This is a genomic window from Burkholderia sp. BCC0419 (assembly GCF_902830285.1).
In the GTDB taxonomy this organism is placed as follows: domain Bacteria; phylum Pseudomonadota; class Gammaproteobacteria; order Burkholderiales; family Burkholderiaceae; genus Burkholderia.
In genome coordinates, this window is sequence record NZ_CADESR010000004.1 from 167072 (window position 1) to 184566 (window position 17495).

Consider the following 17495-nt stretch of genomic DNA (forward strand, 5'->3'; position numbering starts at 1 on the left):
CGCATGACGAAGGACCCGAACGACACGCCGCCGCCTCACGATCCGGATTCGCCCGACGGCGCGCCCGACACGCCGCCGCGCGCGCCGCGCCGCGGCCGCGCGTGGCGTGTCGTCGCGTGGACGCTCGCGACGGTCGTGCTGCTCGTCGTGCTGGCGGCGGGGCTCGTGCTGGGCGCGGTGACGACCGAGCGCGGGACGCGGCTCGCGTGGCAGGCGGCCGGCAAGGTGCTCGGCACGCGGCTCGCGGGCACGCTCGACGGCGGCTCGCTCGCCACCGGCGTGCGCTTGCGCGGGTTCGCGTGGACCAGCCCCGACGGCACCGGCACCGAGGTTCGCATCGACCGGCTCGACGGCCGCTGGGCACTGACGCGCGCGCCGTGGCGGCTGTCCGTCGCCTATCTGCGCGCCGGCACGATCGACGTGCGGATCGCGCCGGGGCCGTCGACGCCGAGTACGACGCCGCAGGACCTGAGCCTGCCGCTGCAGGTGCGGATCGACGACCTGCGCGTCGATCGCCTCGCCATTCACGAAGGCGGCTCGACGACGCAGCTCGATCATCTCGCGCTGAACGGCCGCAGCGACGGCCGTCACCATGAACTCGTGCTCGACGGCGTCGATACTCCGTACGGCGCGCTGACCGCGCGTGCGAAGCTCGACGGCGTGAAGCCCTTCGCGCTGACGGGCGAAGCCACCTACGCCGGCAAGCTGTCCGACGAAGCGGTCGACGCGCGGGCCCGCGTGTCGGGCTCGCTCGAGGCGCTCGTCGCCGAGGTCGATGCGAGCGGGATGAAGCTGAACGGGCGCGCGCACGTCGAGGCCGCGCCGTTCGGCGCCGTGCCGCTCACGCGTGCGTCGCTCGCGTTCGACCACGTGAACCCGCAGGCGCTCTCGCCCGGCGCACCCGCGGCCGATCTGGCGGTGCGCGCGGAACTCGCACCGGTGAGCGCGCCGGCAGGCTCGGCGCCCGCGAAGGGGTTTGCGGTGACGGGCCCGGTATCGATCGTCAACGCGAAGCCGGGCACGCTCGGCGACCATCTGCTGCCGGTGATCGACGCGCACGCGAACGTGCATCTCGACGCGCACGCGCAGCGGATCGACGGTCTCGCGCTGAAGCTGATCCGCGACGGCAGCGTGACCGGCGGCGGCACGCTCGCGGGCGGCAAGGGCCGCTTCGACCTGAAGGTCGCGAACCTCGACTTGAACGCGTTCGTCGCCGAGCTGCGGCCGATGCGCCTCGGCGGCCCGCTCGGCGTGACGCTCGCGGGCGACGCGACGACCGTCGATTTCAACCTGAACGACCCGAAGCTCGCGCTCGGCGCGCGCGCCAAGGTTGCGCTGACGCAGCAGCAGACCGTGCTGACCGACACGCGCGTGACGGCCGGCAAGGGGCGCATCGACCTGACGGGCGTGTTCCGCCACGACGCGCATTCGAGCTATGACGCGAAGGCGACGCTGACCGCGTTCGATCCGCTGCTGCTGGCCGCGATGAGCGCACCGAAGGCGGGCGGCGGCAAGGCGCCTGCGAAGGCCGCCAAGGCGCCGGCCAGGCGCGGCGAGACGCGCGTGTCGGGCACGCTGACCGCGTCGGGCGCGTTCGCGCCGCAGGTTTCGACGAAGGCGACCTTCAAGCTCGCCGATAGCCTGTACGACGGCGTGCCGCTGACCGGTGCCGGCGTCGTGCAGCTTGCCGGCTCGCGGATCCTGCCGAGCAACGCGAACCTGTCGATCGCCGGCAACCACGTCGACCTGCGCGGCAGCTTCGGCGCGCCCGGCGACCGGCTGCGCTTCGTCGTCGACGCGCCGCAGCTCGACCGGCTCGGCTTCGGCGTCGAAGGGCTCGTGCAGGCGCAGGGCGACCTGACCGGAAGCTTCGCGCATCCGAACGTGACGGCCACCTACAAGGCCGAGCACGTCGTCGTCGGTTCGAACCGGATCGGCACCGCCCAGGGCCGCGCGGACATCCGCGACGGCGCGCACGGCGCGCTCGTGTTCACGGCCGACGCGGCCGACATCGCGCTCGGCTCGCTCAAGCTGAAATCGTTGCGCGCGAACCTCGACGGCACGCGCGCGAAGCACACGCTCGACGCATCGGCGCTCGGGGCGGCCGGCGGCCGCGTGATCGACCTGACGCTCGCGGCGAACGGCGGCGTGGTCGAGAACCGCGACGGCATGCGCTGGGACGGCACCGTCACCCGTCTCGCGAATCGCGGCACGCCGGCGCTCGCGCTGCAGGCGCCGCTGACGATATCGGCCGGCGCCGGCCGCGTGACGCTCGGCGCGACGCGGCTCACGCTCGAAGGCGCGGCGATCGACCTGAAAGCGTTCGTGTTCGATCGCGGCCAGATGCGCTCGGCGGGCACCGTGACCGGCGCGTCGGTCGCGCGCTTCTTCGAGGTGCGCCAGGCACTGACCGGCCAGCGGCCGCCGGTGCGGACCGACGTCGTGCTCGATGCCGACTGGGATTTCTCGCTCGGTGCGAACGCAACGGGTTACGTGCAGGTGAAGCGCCGCGGCGGCGACGTGACGATCGAGACCGGGCGCGGCATCGCGTCGCTCGGCCTGACCGATCTGTCCGCCCGCGCGAGCTTCGCGCCCGGCAACCGGCTCAACGTGACGGCGCTCGCGAAGGCGAGCCGGATCGGCACGCTCGACGCGAACGTCACGGTGCCGTTCGCGTTGCGCGACGGCGTGTTCGGCATCGTCGACGACGGTCCGCTGTCGGGCCGCATCGATGCCGACATCCCGGCGCTGAAGACCACCGGCAACCTGTTCGGGCCGAGCTACCTGCTCGGCGGGCGCGCGGCGCTGAAGCTGACGGTTTCCGGCACGCCGGTGAAACCGAATCTGTCGGGGACGCTGACGGGCGACGATCTGTCCGCGACGCTGATCGACCAGGGCGTGCAGCTGAAGGACGGCATCGTGCGCGTGAAGCTGTCGGACAACCTCGTCGAATTCCAGCAGGTCGAGTTTCACGGCGGCGACGGCACGCTGCGCGCGCTCGGCCGCGTGCGCCTCGACGGCGAGGCGCCCGACCTGACCGCCAGCATCGTCGCGGACAAGCTCGAGCTGTTCGCGGCGCCGGACCGCAAGCTGTCGCTGTCGGGCAAGGCCACCGTCGCGAACGACGGGCCGCGCGGCGCGCTGTCGATCGACGGCAAGTTCGTGGTCGACCGCGCGCTGTTCGACCTGCCCGAGCAAGCGGCGCCACACCTGTCCGACGACGTCGTGATCGTGCAGCCGGACGGCACGGTGCGCGGCGAGACGCCGACCGGCACCGCGGTTGCAAAGCCGAAGCCGGTCGAAAACAAGCCTGCGCCGTCGCTGGCGCCGCGCGCGAACATCGACGTGGGGCTCGGCAACAACTTCCGCTTCAAGGGCCACGGCGCGGATCTCGGGCTGCGCGGCACGATCACCGTGATGAGCGCGCCGGGCGTGCCGCTGCGTGCGGTCGGCAACGTGCGCGTGACCGAAGGTTCGACGTACACGACGTTCGGCCGCAAGCTCGCGGTCGAGAACGGCTTCTTCACGTTCAACGGCCCGGTGTCGAACCCGGGCGTCAACATCCTCGCGATGCGGCGCAACCAGGAGGTCGAGGCCGGCGTGCAGGTGACGGGCACGATCCAGGCGCCGACGGTCAAGCTCGTGTCGGAGCCGAACGTCACGGACAACGAAAAGCTGTCGTGGCTGCTGTTCGGGCACGGTACCGACCAGGGCAACAACGTCGGCCAGCAGGGGGCGATGACGGCGGCGCTCGGGCTGCTCGGTAGCGTGACCGGCAAGCGCGTCGCGCAGACTTTCGGTCTCGACGAGGTCTCGGTCGGCCGCAGCGAAGTCGGCCTGACCGATCCGCAGGTCGTGCTGGTGTCGAAGGCGATCAACGAGCGGTTCGTGCTCGGTTTCGAGCAGGGGCTGCAATCGGCGAGCAATGCGTTCAAGGCGACGATCAACCTGACGCGCTTCTGGTCGGTATCCGCTTACGGCGGCACGTTCCAGGGCGTCGACCTGAACTACACGCGTCGCTTCGATCGCTGGTTCGGGCAGCGGTGACGGCGGCGCGGCTTACCGGGCAGCGATAAAAAAGCCCCGCACGATTTGGATCGTGCGGGGCTTTTTTGCGCCAGCAGCAGCGCGTGCGCTTACTTCACGCGCATGCCGGGCTTCGCGCCGCTGTGCGGTTCGAGGATGTAGAGGCCCGGCTCCGCCTTCTCGTCGGTGGCCGACGCGGCGAGCACCATCCCTTCGGACAGGCCGAACTTCATCTTGCGCGGCGCGAGGTTCGCGACCATCACCGTCAGCTTGCCGACGAGTTCCTCGGGCTGGTACGCCGACTTGATGCCCGAGAACACGTTGCGGGTCTTTTCCTCGCCGACGTCGAGCGTGAGCTGCAGCAGCTTGTCCGAGCCTTCGACGGCCTGGCACGCGACGATCTTCGCGATGCGCAGGTCGATCTTCGCGAAATCGTCGATCGAGATCGGTGCGTCGTCGGCGCCGTTCACGACGGCCGGCTTCGCGTTCGCCTTGGCGTTGCTCTTCGCATTCTTCGCGGCGTTCGCGCTCGCGGCGGCCGCACCCGTTGCTTCGGCCTGCAGCGAATCGCGGTTCGCGGCGAGCAGCGCTTCGATCTGCTTCGCATCGACGCGCGTCATCAGGTGCTGGTACGCCTTGATCGGCTGCGCCGACGACAGCGGCTTCGCGGCATCGGCCCACGCAAGCGGAGCGATCCCGAAGAACGCCTCGACCGCAACGGCCACGCGCGGCATCACCGGCTTCAGCGCGAGCGACAGCAGGCGGAAGGCCTCGAGGCTCACGCTGCAGGTTTCGTGCAGCGCGACCGCGTTGGCCGGATCCTTCGCGAGATCCCACGGCTTCGCGCCGTCGACGTACGCGTTCACTTCGTCCGCGAGCTCCATCGTGTGGCGCAGCGCGCGGCCGTATTCGCGTGCTTCGTAGCTCGCGGCGATCTGCGGAATCGCGTCGCGCAGCTTCGCGACGAGCGGATGATTCATCGCGCTGTCCTGCACGCGGCCGTCGAAACGCTTGATCAGGAAGCCGGCCGCGCGGCTCGCGATGTTCACGTACTTGCCGACGAGATCGCTGTTCACGCGCGCCTGGAAGTCGTCGAGGTTCAGGTCGATGTCTTCCATCGTCGCGTTCAGCTTCGCGGCGTAGTAGTAGCGCAGCCACTCCGGGTTCAGGCCCGTGTCGATGTAGCTCTGCGCGGTGATGAACGTGCCGCGCGATTTCGACATCTTCGCGCCGTCGACCGTCAGGAAGCCGTGCGCGAACACGTTGGTCGGCGTGCGGTGGCCCGAGAACTCGAGCATCGCGGGCCAGAACAGCGTGTGGAAGTACAGGATGTCCTTGCCGATGAAGTGATACTGCTCGGCCTTCGAACCCGGACGGATCCACGCATCGAAATCGATGCCGTTGCGGTCGCACAGGTTCTTGAAGCTCGCGTAGTAGCCGACCGGCGCGTCGAGCCACACGTAGAAATACTTGCCGGGCGCGCCCGGAATCTCGAAGCCGAAGTACGGCGCGTCGCGCGAGATGTCCCAGTCGGCGAGCTTGGATTCGCCGGCGTCGCCGAGCCATTCGCGCATCTTGTTGGTCGCTTCGGGCTGCGCGAGGCCGCTCACCCATTCGCGCAGGAACGATTCGCAGCGCGGGTCGGACAGGCGGAAGAAGTAGTGCTTCGAGGTCTTGCGCACCGGCGTCGCGCCGGACACGACCGAATACGGGTTCAGCAGTTCGGTCGGCAGGTAGGTCGAGCCGCACACCTCGCAGCTGTCGCCGTACTGGTCCTTCGCATGGCACTTCGGACACTCGCCCTTGATGAAGCGGTCCGGCAGGAACATTTCCTTGACCGGATCGTAGGCCTGCTCGATTTCGCGTTCGGCGATCAGGCCGGCTTCCTGCAGCGCGAGATAGATCTTCTCGCTCAGCACGCGGTTCTCGTCCGAATCGGTCGAGTAGAAGTTGTCGAACGACACGCCGAAGCTGTCGAAGTCGCGCTTGTGCTCGGTCCACACACGGTCGATCAGCTGCTTCGGGGTCAGGCCTTCCTTCTCCGCGCGCAGCATGACCGGCGTGCCGTGCGTATCGTCGGCGCCGATGTAGTAGACCTCATGGCCATGCATTCGCAGCGCCCGCACCCAGATGTCGGTCTGGATGTACTCGACCAGGTGGCCGATGTGGATCTGCCCGTTGGCATAGGGCAGTGCGGACGTAACGAGGATCTGGCGGCTGCCTTGCGGCGCCGCAGCCTGCACGGAAGTGAGGTCGGATGCGGACATAGGGTCTGGAGAAGAACAGCGGGAAAACGACGGGAAACTGCGATTCTAGCAGGGGCGCGGGCCAGTGCGGCGGGCAGGCGCCGCGGACCGACGCCGGAAGGGGCGGGGCCGCACGAGCGGCGTGCCCGACGGCATTGTGCTGCAACGCAACACGAATTCTGCGGGCAAAAAAAACCGGGGCGGATACGGCCCCGGAGCAACAACGACAAGAGGAGAATGGTGACGCGCCGGCAACACCAGCCACGTACCGTAAATACTGACCGCGGCCTGCGACAGAAGTTCGAAAATTTTTTCGATTTGTTACCGGCCCCGCCGAAAGCCTTGTCGGGCGGGGCTGTGCGGGCAGGGCGCCCGCACGTTTCCTCTCGTGGTCGTGCTTACTGATGCTGTTGCGGCGCGCGCAGGTAGATCTCGACGCGGCGGTTCTGTGCGCGGCCGGCTTCGGTCGCGTTGTCCGCGATCGGGTTCGACGGGCCCATGCCCTGTGCCGACAGGCGGCCGCCATTCACGCCGCGCTGCACGAGCGCGTTCACGACGCTTTGCGCACGGTTCTGCGACAGCGTCTGGTTCAACTGCGCCGAGCCCGTGCTGTCCGTGTAGCCGACGATCGAGGCCGTCACTTGCGGGTTCTGGTTCAGCGTCGTCGCCAGGTCGTTCAGCAGCGGCGTGAATGCCGGCGTGATCGCGTACTGGTTCGTCGCGAACGTGACCGAGCTCGGCACGTTCAGCTTCAGCGAGCCGTCCGGCTGTTCGGTGACCTGCGTGCCCGTCTGCGCTGCCGACGGTGCGAGCTTGTTCTTGATCGCTTGCCAGTTGTACCCCGTCACGCCGCCGACCAGTGCACCGACGCCCGCGCCGATCGCCGCGCCCTTGCCGCCACCGGCCAGTGCGCCGATCCCTGCGCCCAGCGCCGCACCCGTGCCGGTGCCGACGGCCGTATTGTTGCCTTGCTGCGTGGCGCAGCCTGCCAGCAGCGCGCCGGCGAGTGCGAAGACGGACAGGCGAGTCGCGATTTTCATGTTCATCTTGAATTCCTCTCTTGGTTGAACGAGTCGACAACGACGACAAACAACAGTTACGGCTCCCTGCGCGGGCCGTCCGAAAAAGGAAGGCCGGCCTGCGCTCGCGGCAGCCGCCGAGGCGGTCGCATGCCCTGTCCGTCAGCGTGGCTGTTCGGGCAGCGCGACGCGTCAGCCTCTACAATATAGGCGGTAAGTGGCCGATTTGGCCCTATAGCGTGCCGCACGCGAAGAGTGCGCCGGGTCGCGCGTTCGCGCAATGGCGTGCAACAGATTCTTTCACTTTTCCCGCTTTTCGCAGCGTAATTTGATATTTTTTGACGTTTGCGCGCGAGAAAAACGTTTTCACGGAGTTTCGATGAGCATTGACCGGGCACAAGTCGACGCCGCTTTGGCGGCAGTCGTCGACCCCAATACCGGCCGCCCGTACGCGGCGAACAAGGGCGTGCGCAACGTCGCAATCGACGGCGATGTCGTGGCGCTCGACGTGGTGCTCGGTTATCCGGCGCGCAGCCAGCACGACGACGTGCGCGCGCGCGTCGCCGCGGCGCTGCAGGCCGTGCCGGGCGTGCGCGACGCGCGCGTCGCCGTGTCGCAGGAGATCGTCGCGCATACGGTGCAGCGCGGCGTGAAGTTGTTGCCGAATGTGAAGAACATCGTCGCGGTCGCGTCGGGCAAGGGCGGCGTCGGCAAGAGCACGACGGCCGTGAACCTCGCGCTCGCGCTCGCGGCGGAAGGCGCGTCTGTCGGCATTCTCGACGCCGACATCTATGGCCCGTCGCTGCCGACGATGCTCGGCATCCACGGCCAGCGCCCCGAGTCGCCGGACAACCAGTCGATGAACCCGCTCGTCGGCCACGGGCTGCAGGCGAACTCGATCGGCTTCCTGATCGAGGAAGACAACCCGATGGTGTGGCGCGGCCCGATGGCGACGTCCGCGCTCGAGCAGCTGCTGCGCCAGACCAACTGGCGCGAGCTCGACTACCTGATCGTCGACATGCCGCCCGGTACGGGCGATATCCAGCTCACGCTCGCGCAGCGCGTGCCCGTCACCGGCGCGGTGATCGTCACGACGCCGCAGGACATCGCGCTGCTCGACGCGAAGAAGGGGCTGAAGATGTTCGAGAAGGTCGGGATCCCGATCCTCGGCATCGTCGAGAACATGAGCATCCACGTCTGCTCGAACTGCGGCCACGAGGAGCACATCTTCGGCGCGGGCGGCGCGGAGCGGATGGCGAAGGATTACGACGTGAACGTGCTCGGCAGCCTGCCGCTCGATATCGCGATCCGCGAGCGCGCCGACAGCGGCACGCCGACGGTCGCGGCCGAGCCGGACGGCGCGCTCGCGCGTCGCTACCGCGATATCGCGCGCGGCGTGGCGCTGGCGATTGCCGAGCGATCGCGCGACATGACGTCGAAGTTCCCGTCGATCGTTGTTCAAAATACGTAAAACCCTTGCGGGGCGGGGCCTCACGCTGTTTACGGCGCCGCGAGGCGCGGTATCATGGCGACTTTTCCCGGGTCCCTTTACCCGCCCGGCGCGGCCGTCGTCTCAAACGGCCGCCAGCCGGCATGAGGATCGAATGAAACAACGACATCACGGCGTGCGCGCCGGCCGCGCGCGGCGCGCGCTGCTGGCCGCCGCCGCGCTGGGCCTGCTGGCCGGCTGTACCTCCTTTTCCTCGTCGCACGAAAAACGGGCCGACGCGCAACTGCAGCCGACGGTCGGCTCGCAGACGCGCGGTGCGGTGACGTTCGTCGAGCGCCCGGACGGCGTGCAGGTCACCTACAACCTGGTCGGCCTGCCGCCGAACAGCGATCACGCGCTGCAGGTGCACGAACGCGGCGACTGCAACGCGGGCGACGGCTCGAGCGCCGGCCAGGTGTTCGCGCCGGCCGCCGACCGGCTGCGCGCGGGCGCGCGCGTCGCCGGCGATCTCGGCAACATCCACGCGGATGCGAACGGCGTCGCGGCCGGCTTCATCGTCGCGCCCGATCTGGCCCTCGATGGCGTGCGCTCGGCGCTGAACCGCGCGGCGCTGGTGCACCGCGAGTCGAGCGACCCGGTGTTTCCGCAGCATGGCGCGGGGCCCGCGCTGGCCTGCGGCGTGATCCGTTGACGGCCGCCGCGTGCGTGAGCCGATGATCGCGTAAAATGTGCGCCTTTCCCGGCCGCCGCTTCGCGGGTATGGCCCCCACCGACTGTCACGCAGCGTTTCCAGGCGCCCCGATATGAGCATCAAGTCCGACAAATGGATTCGGCGCATGGCCGAAGAGCACAAGATGATCGAGCCGTTCGTGCCCGATCAGGTCCGCGCGTCCGAGGACGGCCGCCGGATCGTCAGCTACGGCACGTCGAGCTACGGCTACGACATCCGCTGCGCGGATGAATTCAAGATCTTCACGAACATCAACTCGACGATCGTCGATCCGAAGAACTTCGACGAGGGTTCGTTTGTCGATTTCAAGGGCGACGTGTGCATCATCCCGCCGAATTCGTTCGCGCTGGCCCGCACCGTCGAATATTTCCGCATCCCGCGCACCGTGCTGACCGTCTGCCTCGGCAAGTCGACCTACGCGCGCTGCGGGATCATCGTCAACGTGACGCCGTTCGAACCCGAGTGGGAAGGCTACGTCACGCTGGAATTCTCGAACACCACGCCGTTGCCCGCGAAGATCTACGCGAACGAAGGCGTCGCGCAGGTGCTCTTCTTCGAAAGCGACGAGGTGTGCGACGTGTCGTACGCCGATCGCGGCGGCAAGTATCAGGGACAGCGCGGTGTCACGCTGCCGAAAACCTGATCTGGTTGCATAACGTCTCACCAGTTTCCGGGTGACCGCTGCGCGTGACGCGCCGCGGTCGTTCTTTTTGGAGAATCGCCCATGAAGTTTCGTTTCCCCGTCGTCATCATCGACGAAGATTTCCGCTCCGAGAACATCTCGGGCTCCGGCATCCGGGCGTTGGCCGAAGCGATCGAGAAGGAGGGCGTCGAAGTCCTCGGCCTCACGAGCTACGGCGATCTGACGTCGTTCGCGCAGCAATCGAGCCGCGCGTCGTGCTTCATCCTGTCGATCGACGACGACGAACTCATGCTCGGCGAAACCGGCCCGGACGGCGACCTGCCCGAGCTCGCGACCGCGATCATCGAGCTGCGCGCGTTCGTCACCGAAGTGCGCCGCCGCAACGCGGACATCCCGATCTTCCTGTACGGCGAGACGCGCACGTCGCGCCATCTGCCGAACGACATCCTGCGCGAGCTGCACGGCTTCATCCACATGTTCGAGGACACGCCGGAGTTCGTCGCGCGCCACATCATCCGCGAGGCGAAGGTCTATCTCGATTCGCTCGCGCCGCCGTTCTTCAAGGAACTCGTCAAGTACGCGGACGAAGGCTCGTACTCGTGGCACTGCCCGGGTCACTCGGGCGGCGTCGCGTTCCTGAAGAACCCGCTCGGCCAGATGTTCCACCAGTTCTTCGGCGAGAACATGCTGCGTGCGGACGTCTGCAACGCGGTGGACGAACTCGGCCAGTTGCTCGACCACACCGGCCCGGTCGCGGCGTCCGAGCGCAATGCGGCGCGCATCTTCAGCGCGGACCACCTGTTCTTCGTGACCAACGGCACGTCGACGTCGAACAAGATCGTCTGGCACGCGACGGTCGCGCCCGGCGACATCGTGCTGGTCGACCGCAACTGCCACAAGTCGATCCTGCACGCGATCACGATGACGGGCGCGATCCCCGTGTTCCTCACGCCGACGCGCAACCATTTCGGCATCATCGGGCCGATCCCGCGCGACGAATTCAAGCCGGAGAACATCCGCAAGAAGATCGAGGCGAACCCGTTCGCGCGCGAGGCGCTGCGCGAGAACCCGGACATGAAGCCGCGCATCCTGACGATCACGCAGAGCACGTACGACGGCGTCGTCTACAACGTCGAGATGATCAAGGACCTGCTCGGCGACCTGCTCGACACGCTGCACTTCGACGAAGCGTGGCTGCCGCACGCGACGTTCCACGACTTCTACCGCGACATGCACGCGATCGGCGACGGCCGTCCGCGCACGGGCGCGCTCGTGTTCGCGACGCACTCGACGCACAAGCTGCTCGCCGGCATCTCGCAGGCGTCGCAGATCGTCGTGCAGGATTCGGAGAACCGCACATTCGACAAGCACCGCTTCAACGAGGCGTACCTGATGCATACGTCGACGAGCCCGCAGTACGCGATCATCGCGTCGTGCGACGTCGCGGCCGCGATGATGGAGCCGCCGGGCGGCACTGCGCTGGTCGAGGAGTCGATCGCCGAGGCGATCGACTTCCGCCGCGCGATGCGCAAGGTCGATGCCGAATACGGCGACGACTGGTTCTTCAGCGTGTGGGGCCCGGACAACCTGTCCGAGGAAGGCATCGGTTCGCGCGACGACTGGATGCTGAAGCCGAACGACCACTGGCACGGCTTCGGCCCGCTCGCGGAAGGCTTCAACATGCTCGACCCGATCAAGGCGACGATCATCACGCCGGGGCTCGACGTCGACGGCGAGTTCGGCGAGACCGGCATTCCGGCCGCGATCGTCACGAAGTACCTGGCCGAGCACGGGATCATCGTCGAGAAGACCGGCCTGTACTCGTTCTTCATCATGTTCACGATCGGCATCACGAAGGGCCGCTGGAACTCGATGGTGACCGAGCTGCAGCAGTTCAAGGACGACTACGACAACAACCAGCCGCTGTGGCGCGTGCTGCCGGAATTCGTCGCGCAGCATCCGCGCTACGAGCGCGTCGGCCTGCGCGACCTGTGCACGCAGATCCACGACGTGTACCGCGCGAACGACATCGCCCGCCTGACGACGGAGATGTACCTGTCGGACATGGAGCCGGCGATGAAGCCGTCGGACGCGTTCGCGAAGCTCGCGCACCGCAAGATCGACCGCGTGCCGCTCGACGAGCTCGAAGGCCGCGTGACGAGCATCCTGCTGACGCCGTACCCGCCGGGCATTCCGCTGCTGATTCCGGGCGAGCGCTTCAACAAGACGATCGTGAACTACCTGCGGTTCGCGCGCGACTTCAACGAGCGTTTCCCGGGCTTCCACACCGATATCCACGGCCTCGTCGCGGAAGAAGTGAACGGCCGCGTCGAGTACTTCGTCGACTGCGTGCGCGACTGATGGCGACGCACGGACGATTCCGGACGATGCGCGCGGCGCTGGCCGCGCTCGTCGTCTGGGCGGCAGGATTGACGGGGCTCGCAGGCGCGGGTGTCGTCCATGCGGAAGTCGCGGCGGCCGACCCGATCGACGTCGCGATGCGGCAATGCCTCGCGCGGCGCGACCGGTCGTCGCCGGCCGGGCAGATCCAGTGCATGGGCGAAGCGCAGCAGCAGTGGCAGGCAGTGATGGACGGCGCGTACCAGCGCCTGTTGAAGGATGCGCCGGCCGACGCGAAGCGCGGCTGGCAGGACAGCCAGCACCGCTGGCTCACGTGGCGCAAGGACGAAGTGCTTCTGCTGAAGGCCGTGTACGACACGACGCGCGGCACCGCGTATGCGATGTCGAGCGCCGACCTGCAGTTGCAGCCGGTGCGCGATCGCGCGCTGGCGCTGCGCGGGGCGGCCGATCGCTATGCGCCGCCGCCTGCCGCCGTGCCGGTCGCGGCGACGAGCGGTGCGCAGGGCGGTGCGGGGGCCGCGCCGGCCGGCGCCAAGCCGGCGAACGCGCCGCGCGATCCGGCGATCCGCCGCGTGCGGCCGTGCGCGCAGGACGCTGCGTGCGAACACGCGCTGTTCGACCTGAACCGCTATTACCAGAAGCTGCGCCGCAAGATGCCCGCGCATTCGGCCGCGACGCTCGTGCGTGCGCAGCGCGCGTGGGTGGCGTTCCGCGATGCGACGGCGCCGCTCGTCGGCGAGGATGGGCGCGTCGACCTGATCGGCGCGCGTATCGCGACGATGAAGCGGCTGTCGGAGACGGCCGGCAACCGGTAGGCATCGCCGCGATGCCGGTGATCCGGCGCGGCAATGCAAAACGGGCACCCTCGGGTGCCCGTTTTGCATTGGGGGGCCGCGTGCGCCGCTTACGCGGGCTGCTGCGTGTCCAGACGGCCGAACCACGACGGCACGAGCGCGACCGCGTCGTCGAGCGACGCGAGCACGTGCAGGCTCAGCGCAACGATGTCGGGCGTCGGCGGCTTCAGGTCGGGCACGGTGACGACCGCAGCGCCCGCGCCGGCGGCCGACTGCGCGCCGAAATCGCTGTCCTCGAACGCGACGCACGCCTGGGCCGGCACGCCGAGGCGCTCGGCCGCGAGCCGGTAGACGGCCGGGTCGGGCTTGCCGCGCGCGACTTCGTCGCCGCCCGCGATCGCGCGGAAGAACGGCAGCACGCCGACCGCGTCGAGCCGCGCGCGGATCACGTCGCGCGCGGACGACGACGCGACCGCGCACGGAATGCCGGCCTGCGCGAGCGTGTCGAGCAGCGCAAGCGCGCCCGACTTCAGCGGAAACTTCGGATGGGGTTCAGGTGCGGCGAGTTGCTCGCGCACGCGGATGCGCACCGCGTCGAACGTGTCGGGGTCGCCGATCAGCCGCGCGAGGATCACCTGGCCTTCGGCGAACGAGCGGCCGACGATCTGCAGGTAATCGATCTCGGTCAGCACGACGCCGTGCGCGTTCGACACGTCGATCCACGTGTTCATGATGGTCCGCTCGGAATCGACGAGCAGGCCGTCCATGTCGAAGAGCGCGGCGGAAAAGGTCATCGGGGGCATCCGTGAAGCGGGGAAGGCGACGGGCGGCGATGGCCGCCCGAATGAAAAACGGACGCCGAAGGCGTCCGTCGGGAACTGCTGGCCGTTACTTGCCCAGCGCGGCGCGGGCAGCCTTGACGGCCGCGCGCACCTGGTCGGGCGCGGTGCCGCCCGGATGGTTGCGGCTCGCGACCGACCCTTCGAGCGTCAGGTAGCCGAACACGTCGTCACCGATCAGGTGCGCGACGTTCGGCAGCTCCTGCTTCATTTCGTCGAGCGTCAGGTCGGCGAGGTCGATCCCGCGGTCGTCGCAGATCTTCACCGCGTGCGCGACGGCTTCGTGCGCGTCGCGGAACGGCAGGCCGCGCTTGACCAGGTAGTCGGCGAGGTCGGTGGCGGTCGAGAAGCCCTGCAGTGCGGCCGCGCGCATCGCGTCCGGCTTCACGGTGATGCCGGCGACCATCTCGGCGAAGATCCGCAGCGTGTCGGCGACGGTGTCGACCGTGTCGAACAGCGGTTCCTTGTCTTCCTGGTTGTCCTTGTTGTACGCGAGCGGCTGGCCCTTCATCAGCGTGAGGAGCGCCATCAGGTGGCCGTTGACGCGGCCGGTCTTGCCGCGCGCGAGTTCGGGCACGTCCGGGTTCTTCTTCTGCGGCATGATCGAGCTGCCGGTGCAGAAGCGGTCGGCGATGTCGATGAAGCCGACGCGCGGGCTCATCCACAGCACGAGCTCTTCGGAGAAGCGCGACACGTGCGTCATCACGAGTGCGGACGCCGCCGTGAATTCGATCGCGAAGTCGCGATCCGACACCGCGTCGAGCGAGTTCGCGCAGATGCCGTCGAAACCGAGCGTCTTCGCGACCGCATGGCGGTCGATCGGGTAGCTCGTGCCCGCGAGCGCGGCCGCGCCGAGCGGCAGACGGTTCACGCGGGTGCGGCAGTCGCGCATGCGTTCCGCGTCGCGCGAGAACATCTCGACGTACGCGAGCAGGTGGTGGCCGAACGTGACCGGCTGCGCGACCTGCAGGTGCGTGAAGCCCGGCATGATCGTGTCGGCGTTCTGTTCCGCGAGGTCGATCAGCGCGCCGCGCAGGTCGTTCAGCAGGCCGCCGATGCGGTCGATCTCGCCGCGCAGCCACAGGCGGATGTCGGTCGCGACCTGGTCGTTGCGCGAGCGGCCCGTGTGCAGGCGCTTGCCGGCATCGCCGATCAGCGCGGTCAGGCGCGCCTCGATGTTCAGGTGGACGTCTTCCAGGTCGAGCTGCCATTCGAATTCGCCGCGCTCGATCTCGCCCTTGATCTGCGCCATCCCGCGTTCGATCGCGGCGAGGTCGTCGGCGCTGATGATCTTCTGCGCCGCAAGCATGCTCGCGTGCGCGAGCGAGCCGGCGATGTCGACGAGCGCGAGGCGCTTGTCGAAAAACACCGACGACGTGTAGCGCTTGACCAGCTCCGACATCGGTTCCGAGAAGCGGGCCGACCAGGCCTCGCCCTTTTTGTGCAGTTGGGACGTCATGGCGATTCTTCGAAGGGGAGTTGGGCGGCTGTGCGCCGCCGAGGGAATCCCGCGATTCTAACATTCGCGGGCCGGCCCACCGGCCTTTGCCGGCGCGGCCGATGCTCAGTCGCGCACCAGCACGACGAGCTTCAGGTCCTCGCGGTGCGCGGGCTTCAGCGTGATCTGCTGGTACACGAGACGGCCGTCGGCCGGATGGTCGAATTCGCGCAGCCCGCCTTCGCGCTCGAACACGTCCTGTGACGCCCAGTACTGCGCGAACGCGTCGCTGCCGGCCGTCAGCGCGTCGATCAGCGCGCGCGTCGGCGCATCGGTCAGGTGGCGGATCGCATCGGCGCGGAATTCGGCCGCGAGCCGCCGCGCGCGGGTTTCCCAGTCGACGATCAGCGTGCGTGCGGCCGGCGACATGAACGTGAAGCGCAGCAGGTTGCGGTCGTGCTCGCCGTCGAGCCAGCCCGAAAAGAGCGCGGCGGCCGGCGCATTCCACGCGAGCGCGTTCCATTGGCGGTCGAGCACGTAGGCGGGCGTCGCGATTGCCGCGACGGTCGCGGCGAGCGTCGGCGGCAGGTCGCCGCCCGCAATGTCGGGCTCGGCCGGGTCGCGCTGCGCGGCCAGCTCGAACAGGTACGCGCGCTCGGCCTTCGACAGTTGCAGCGCGACGGCGATCCGGGCGAGCGCGTCGGCCGAGGCCGACACGGGCCGGCCCTGTTCGATCCACGTGTACCAGGTTGGGCTGACGCCGCACAGTTGCGCGACTTCCTCGCGCCGCAGCCCCGGCGTGCGGCGGCGCGGGCCGGGCGGCAGGCCGACGGCCTGCGGCGACAGCCGCTCGCGGTGGGCGCGGATGAATTCGCCGAGCGCGCGGGCGGGCGTGGCGTCGAGCGGCGGGACGGGGGCGGAGGACGGCTGGTTCATGCGGAAACGGCGAAGTGGAGACGAAGACGCGGCAATAATCAGACAGGTGGATCGAATACCAGAATAACTGCTTAACTTGTACTGGTACACGTGCAGGCCTATTGTAGCGGCTCGCACGCTGGCAGGGCAGCGGGCGTCCCACAAAACGTTGCATGGGGCCGGCTCGCGCGCTGAAGCGCCGGGTTCGGCCGACTGCATCAAGGAAAGGAGCGAACGATGAAACACCACGACCAGGTCGCCGACGCATTCGGCACGACGGCTGCCGCCTATCTGACGAGCACGGTTCATGCGACGGGCACCGACCTGCAGACGCTCGCCGACGCAGTGAGTGCGACGCCCGACGCCGCGGTGCTCGATCTCGGTTGCGGCGCCGGCCATGCGAGCTTCGCGGTCGCGCCGCACGTGCGCGACGTGGTCGCGTACGATCTCGCCGCGCCGATGCTCGCGACCGTCGACGCGGCCGCGCGCGAGCGCGGGCTCGCGAACGTCCGCACGCAGCAGGGCCCGGCCGAGCAACTGCCGTTCGACACCGCGACGTTCGACTGGGTCGTGAGCCGGATGAGCGCCCACCACTGGCACGACATGCGCGCGGCGCTCGCCGAGGTGCGCCGCGTGCTGAAGCCGGGCGGCCGCGTGCTGATGATCGACATCGCCGGCAACGACCATCCGCTTCTCGATACGTACCTGCAGGCCGCAGAAGTGCTGCGCGACGCGTCGCACGTGCGCGACTACCGCGCGGACGAATGGCTCGCGATGTTCCGCGCAGCCGGTTTCGACGCGCAGGTGCACAGCCGCTGGCGGCTGCCGATCGATTTCGACACGTGGGTCGCGCGCATCCGCACGCCGGCCGACAGCGTGGCCGGCATTCGCGCGCTGTGGGCGCATGCGCCGGACGAGGTGCGCGGCTATTACGCGGTGCAGGCCGATGGTTCGTTCGAGCACGACGCATTGCTGATCGACGCGCACTGAGCGTGCGGCGCGCGCTGCGCCATTTCGCCATTTCGTCGCCGCAT

12 protein-coding genes are annotated in these 17495 nt (G+C 68.6%); 7 read left to right on the forward strand and 5 right to left on the reverse strand.

All coding sequences use genetic code 11. The annotated features are described in order from the left end of the window. The first annotated feature begins 3 nt into the window (after positions 1–3). The gene (locus tag HWW87_RS22710) at positions 4–4047 is read left to right on the forward strand and encodes a translocation/assembly module TamB domain-containing protein (RefSeq protein WP_175822248.1); all 4044 of its coding nucleotides are present in this window, start codon (positions 4–6) and stop codon (positions 4045–4047) included. An 89-nt stretch (positions 4048–4136) separates the two neighbouring features. On the opposite strand, the gene metG is transcribed toward HWW87_RS22710, so the two are convergent. Then, a complete protein-coding gene (gene metG / locus HWW87_RS22715) occupies positions 4137–6293 on the reverse strand; it encodes a methionine--tRNA ligase (protein WP_175822249.1) in 2157 nt (718 codons plus the stop codon). A gap of 377 nt (positions 6294–6670) precedes the next feature. Beyond that, a complete protein-coding gene (locus HWW87_RS22720; protein ID WP_050012048.1) occupies positions 6671–7318 on the reverse strand; it encodes an OmpA family protein in 648 nt (215 codons plus the stop codon). Between the two features lie 352 nt (positions 7319–7670). On the opposite strand from HWW87_RS22720, the gene apbC reads away from it, so the two are divergent. The 5 genes from apbC to HWW87_RS22745 all read left to right on the forward strand — a co-directional run bounded on the left by apbC (position 7671) and on the right by HWW87_RS22745 (position 13290). After that, complete coding sequence (apbC, locus tag HWW87_RS22725) at positions 7671–8762, forward strand: iron-sulfur cluster carrier protein ApbC (RefSeq protein WP_175822250.1); 1092 nt, start codon at positions 7671–7673, stop codon at positions 8760–8762. Positions 8763–8895: 133 nt separating this feature from the next. Then, on the forward strand, positions 8896–9432 hold the full coding sequence (gene sodC, locus HWW87_RS22730) for a superoxide dismutase [Cu-Zn] (RefSeq protein ID WP_175822251.1): 537 nt from the start codon (positions 8896–8898) through the stop codon (positions 9430–9432). Between the two features lie 112 nt (positions 9433–9544). Further along, positions 9545–10114 (forward strand): dCTP deaminase, encoded by a 570-nt coding sequence (gene dcd / locus HWW87_RS22735; RefSeq protein ID WP_006398615.1) that lies wholly within the window; start codon positions 9545–9547, stop codon positions 10112–10114. A gap of 81 nt (positions 10115–10195) precedes the next feature. Further along, positions 10196–12475: an arginine/lysine/ornithine decarboxylase gene (locus HWW87_RS22740; protein ID WP_175822252.1), complete on the forward strand. Its 2280-nt coding sequence runs from the start codon at positions 10196–10198 to the stop codon at positions 12473–12475. After that, positions 12475–13290 carry a lysozyme inhibitor LprI family protein gene (locus tag HWW87_RS22745; protein WP_175822253.1) on the forward strand — a complete coding sequence of 272 codons (816 nt, stop codon included), beginning with the start codon at positions 12475–12477 and terminating at the stop codon, positions 13288–13290. Before HWW87_RS22740 ends, HWW87_RS22745 begins: the two co-directional genes overlap by 1 nt. Before the next feature lie 89 nt (positions 13291–13379). Here HWW87_RS22745 and HWW87_RS22750 read toward each other — a convergent pair whose 3' ends face one another. The 3 genes from HWW87_RS22750 to HWW87_RS22760 all read right to left on the reverse strand — a co-directional run bounded on the left by HWW87_RS22750 (position 13380) and on the right by HWW87_RS22760 (position 16482). Further along, complete coding sequence (locus HWW87_RS22750; RefSeq protein ID WP_175822254.1) at positions 13380–14063, reverse strand: HAD family phosphatase; 684 nt, start codon at positions 14061–14063, stop codon at positions 13380–13382. Positions 14064–14157: 94 nt separating this feature from the next. Further along, positions 14158–15567, reverse strand: a complete 1410-nt coding sequence (gene argH / locus HWW87_RS22755) for an argininosuccinate lyase (protein WP_175822255.1) — start codon at positions 15565–15567, stop codon at positions 14158–14160. 105 nt (positions 15568–15672) lie between these two features. Next, complete coding sequence (locus HWW87_RS22760) at positions 15673–16482, reverse strand: helix-turn-helix transcriptional regulator (protein ID WP_175822256.1); 810 nt, start codon at positions 16480–16482, stop codon at positions 15673–15675. A gap of 216 nt (positions 16483–16698) precedes the next feature. Between HWW87_RS22760 and HWW87_RS22765 the strand changes: the two genes are divergently transcribed. Beyond that, positions 16699–17451, forward strand: a complete 753-nt coding sequence (locus HWW87_RS22765; RefSeq protein ID WP_175822257.1) for a class I SAM-dependent methyltransferase — start codon at positions 16699–16701, stop codon at positions 17449–17451. The last annotated feature ends 44 nt before the right edge of the window (positions 17452–17495 follow it).

Bases quoted from the DNA above. Each gene is read 5' to 3' on its own strand.
- HWW87_RS22750 (WP_175822254.1), bottom strand. From the start codon at position 14,063: ATGACCTTTTCCGCCGCGCTCTTCGACATGGACGGCCTGCTCGTCGAT.
- HWW87_RS22740 (WP_175822252.1), top strand. From the start codon at position 10,196: ATGAAGTTTCGTTTCCCCGTCGTCATCATCGACGAAGATTTCCGCTCC.
- argH (WP_175822255.1), bottom strand. From the start codon at position 15,567: ATGACGTCCCAACTGCACAAAAAGGGCGAGGCCTGGTCGGCCCGCTTC.
- HWW87_RS22710 (WP_175822248.1), top strand. From the start codon at position 4: ATGACGAAGGACCCGAACGACACGCCGCCGCCTCACGATCCGGATTCG.
- sodC (WP_175822251.1), top strand. From the start codon at position 8,896: ATGAAACAACGACATCACGGCGTGCGCGCCGGCCGCGCGCGGCGCGCG.
- HWW87_RS22760 (WP_175822256.1), bottom strand. From the start codon at position 16,482: ATGAACCAGCCGTCCTCCGCCCCCGTCCCGCCGCTCGACGCCACGCCC.
- apbC (WP_175822250.1), top strand. From the start codon at position 7,671: ATGAGCATTGACCGGGCACAAGTCGACGCCGCTTTGGCGGCAGTCGTC.
- dcd (WP_006398615.1), top strand. From the start codon at position 9,545: ATGAGCATCAAGTCCGACAAATGGATTCGGCGCATGGCCGAAGAGCAC.
- HWW87_RS22720 (WP_050012048.1), bottom strand. From the start codon at position 7,318: ATGAACATGAAAATCGCGACTCGCCTGTCCGTCTTCGCACTCGCCGGC.
- HWW87_RS22745 (WP_175822253.1), top strand. From the start codon at position 12,475: ATGGCGACGCACGGACGATTCCGGACGATGCGCGCGGCGCTGGCCGCG.
- HWW87_RS22765 (WP_175822257.1), top strand. From the start codon at position 16,699: ATGAAACACCACGACCAGGTCGCCGACGCATTCGGCACGACGGCTGCC.
- metG (WP_175822249.1), bottom strand. From the start codon at position 6,293: ATGTCCGCATCCGACCTCACTTCCGTGCAGGCTGCGGCGCCGCAAGGC.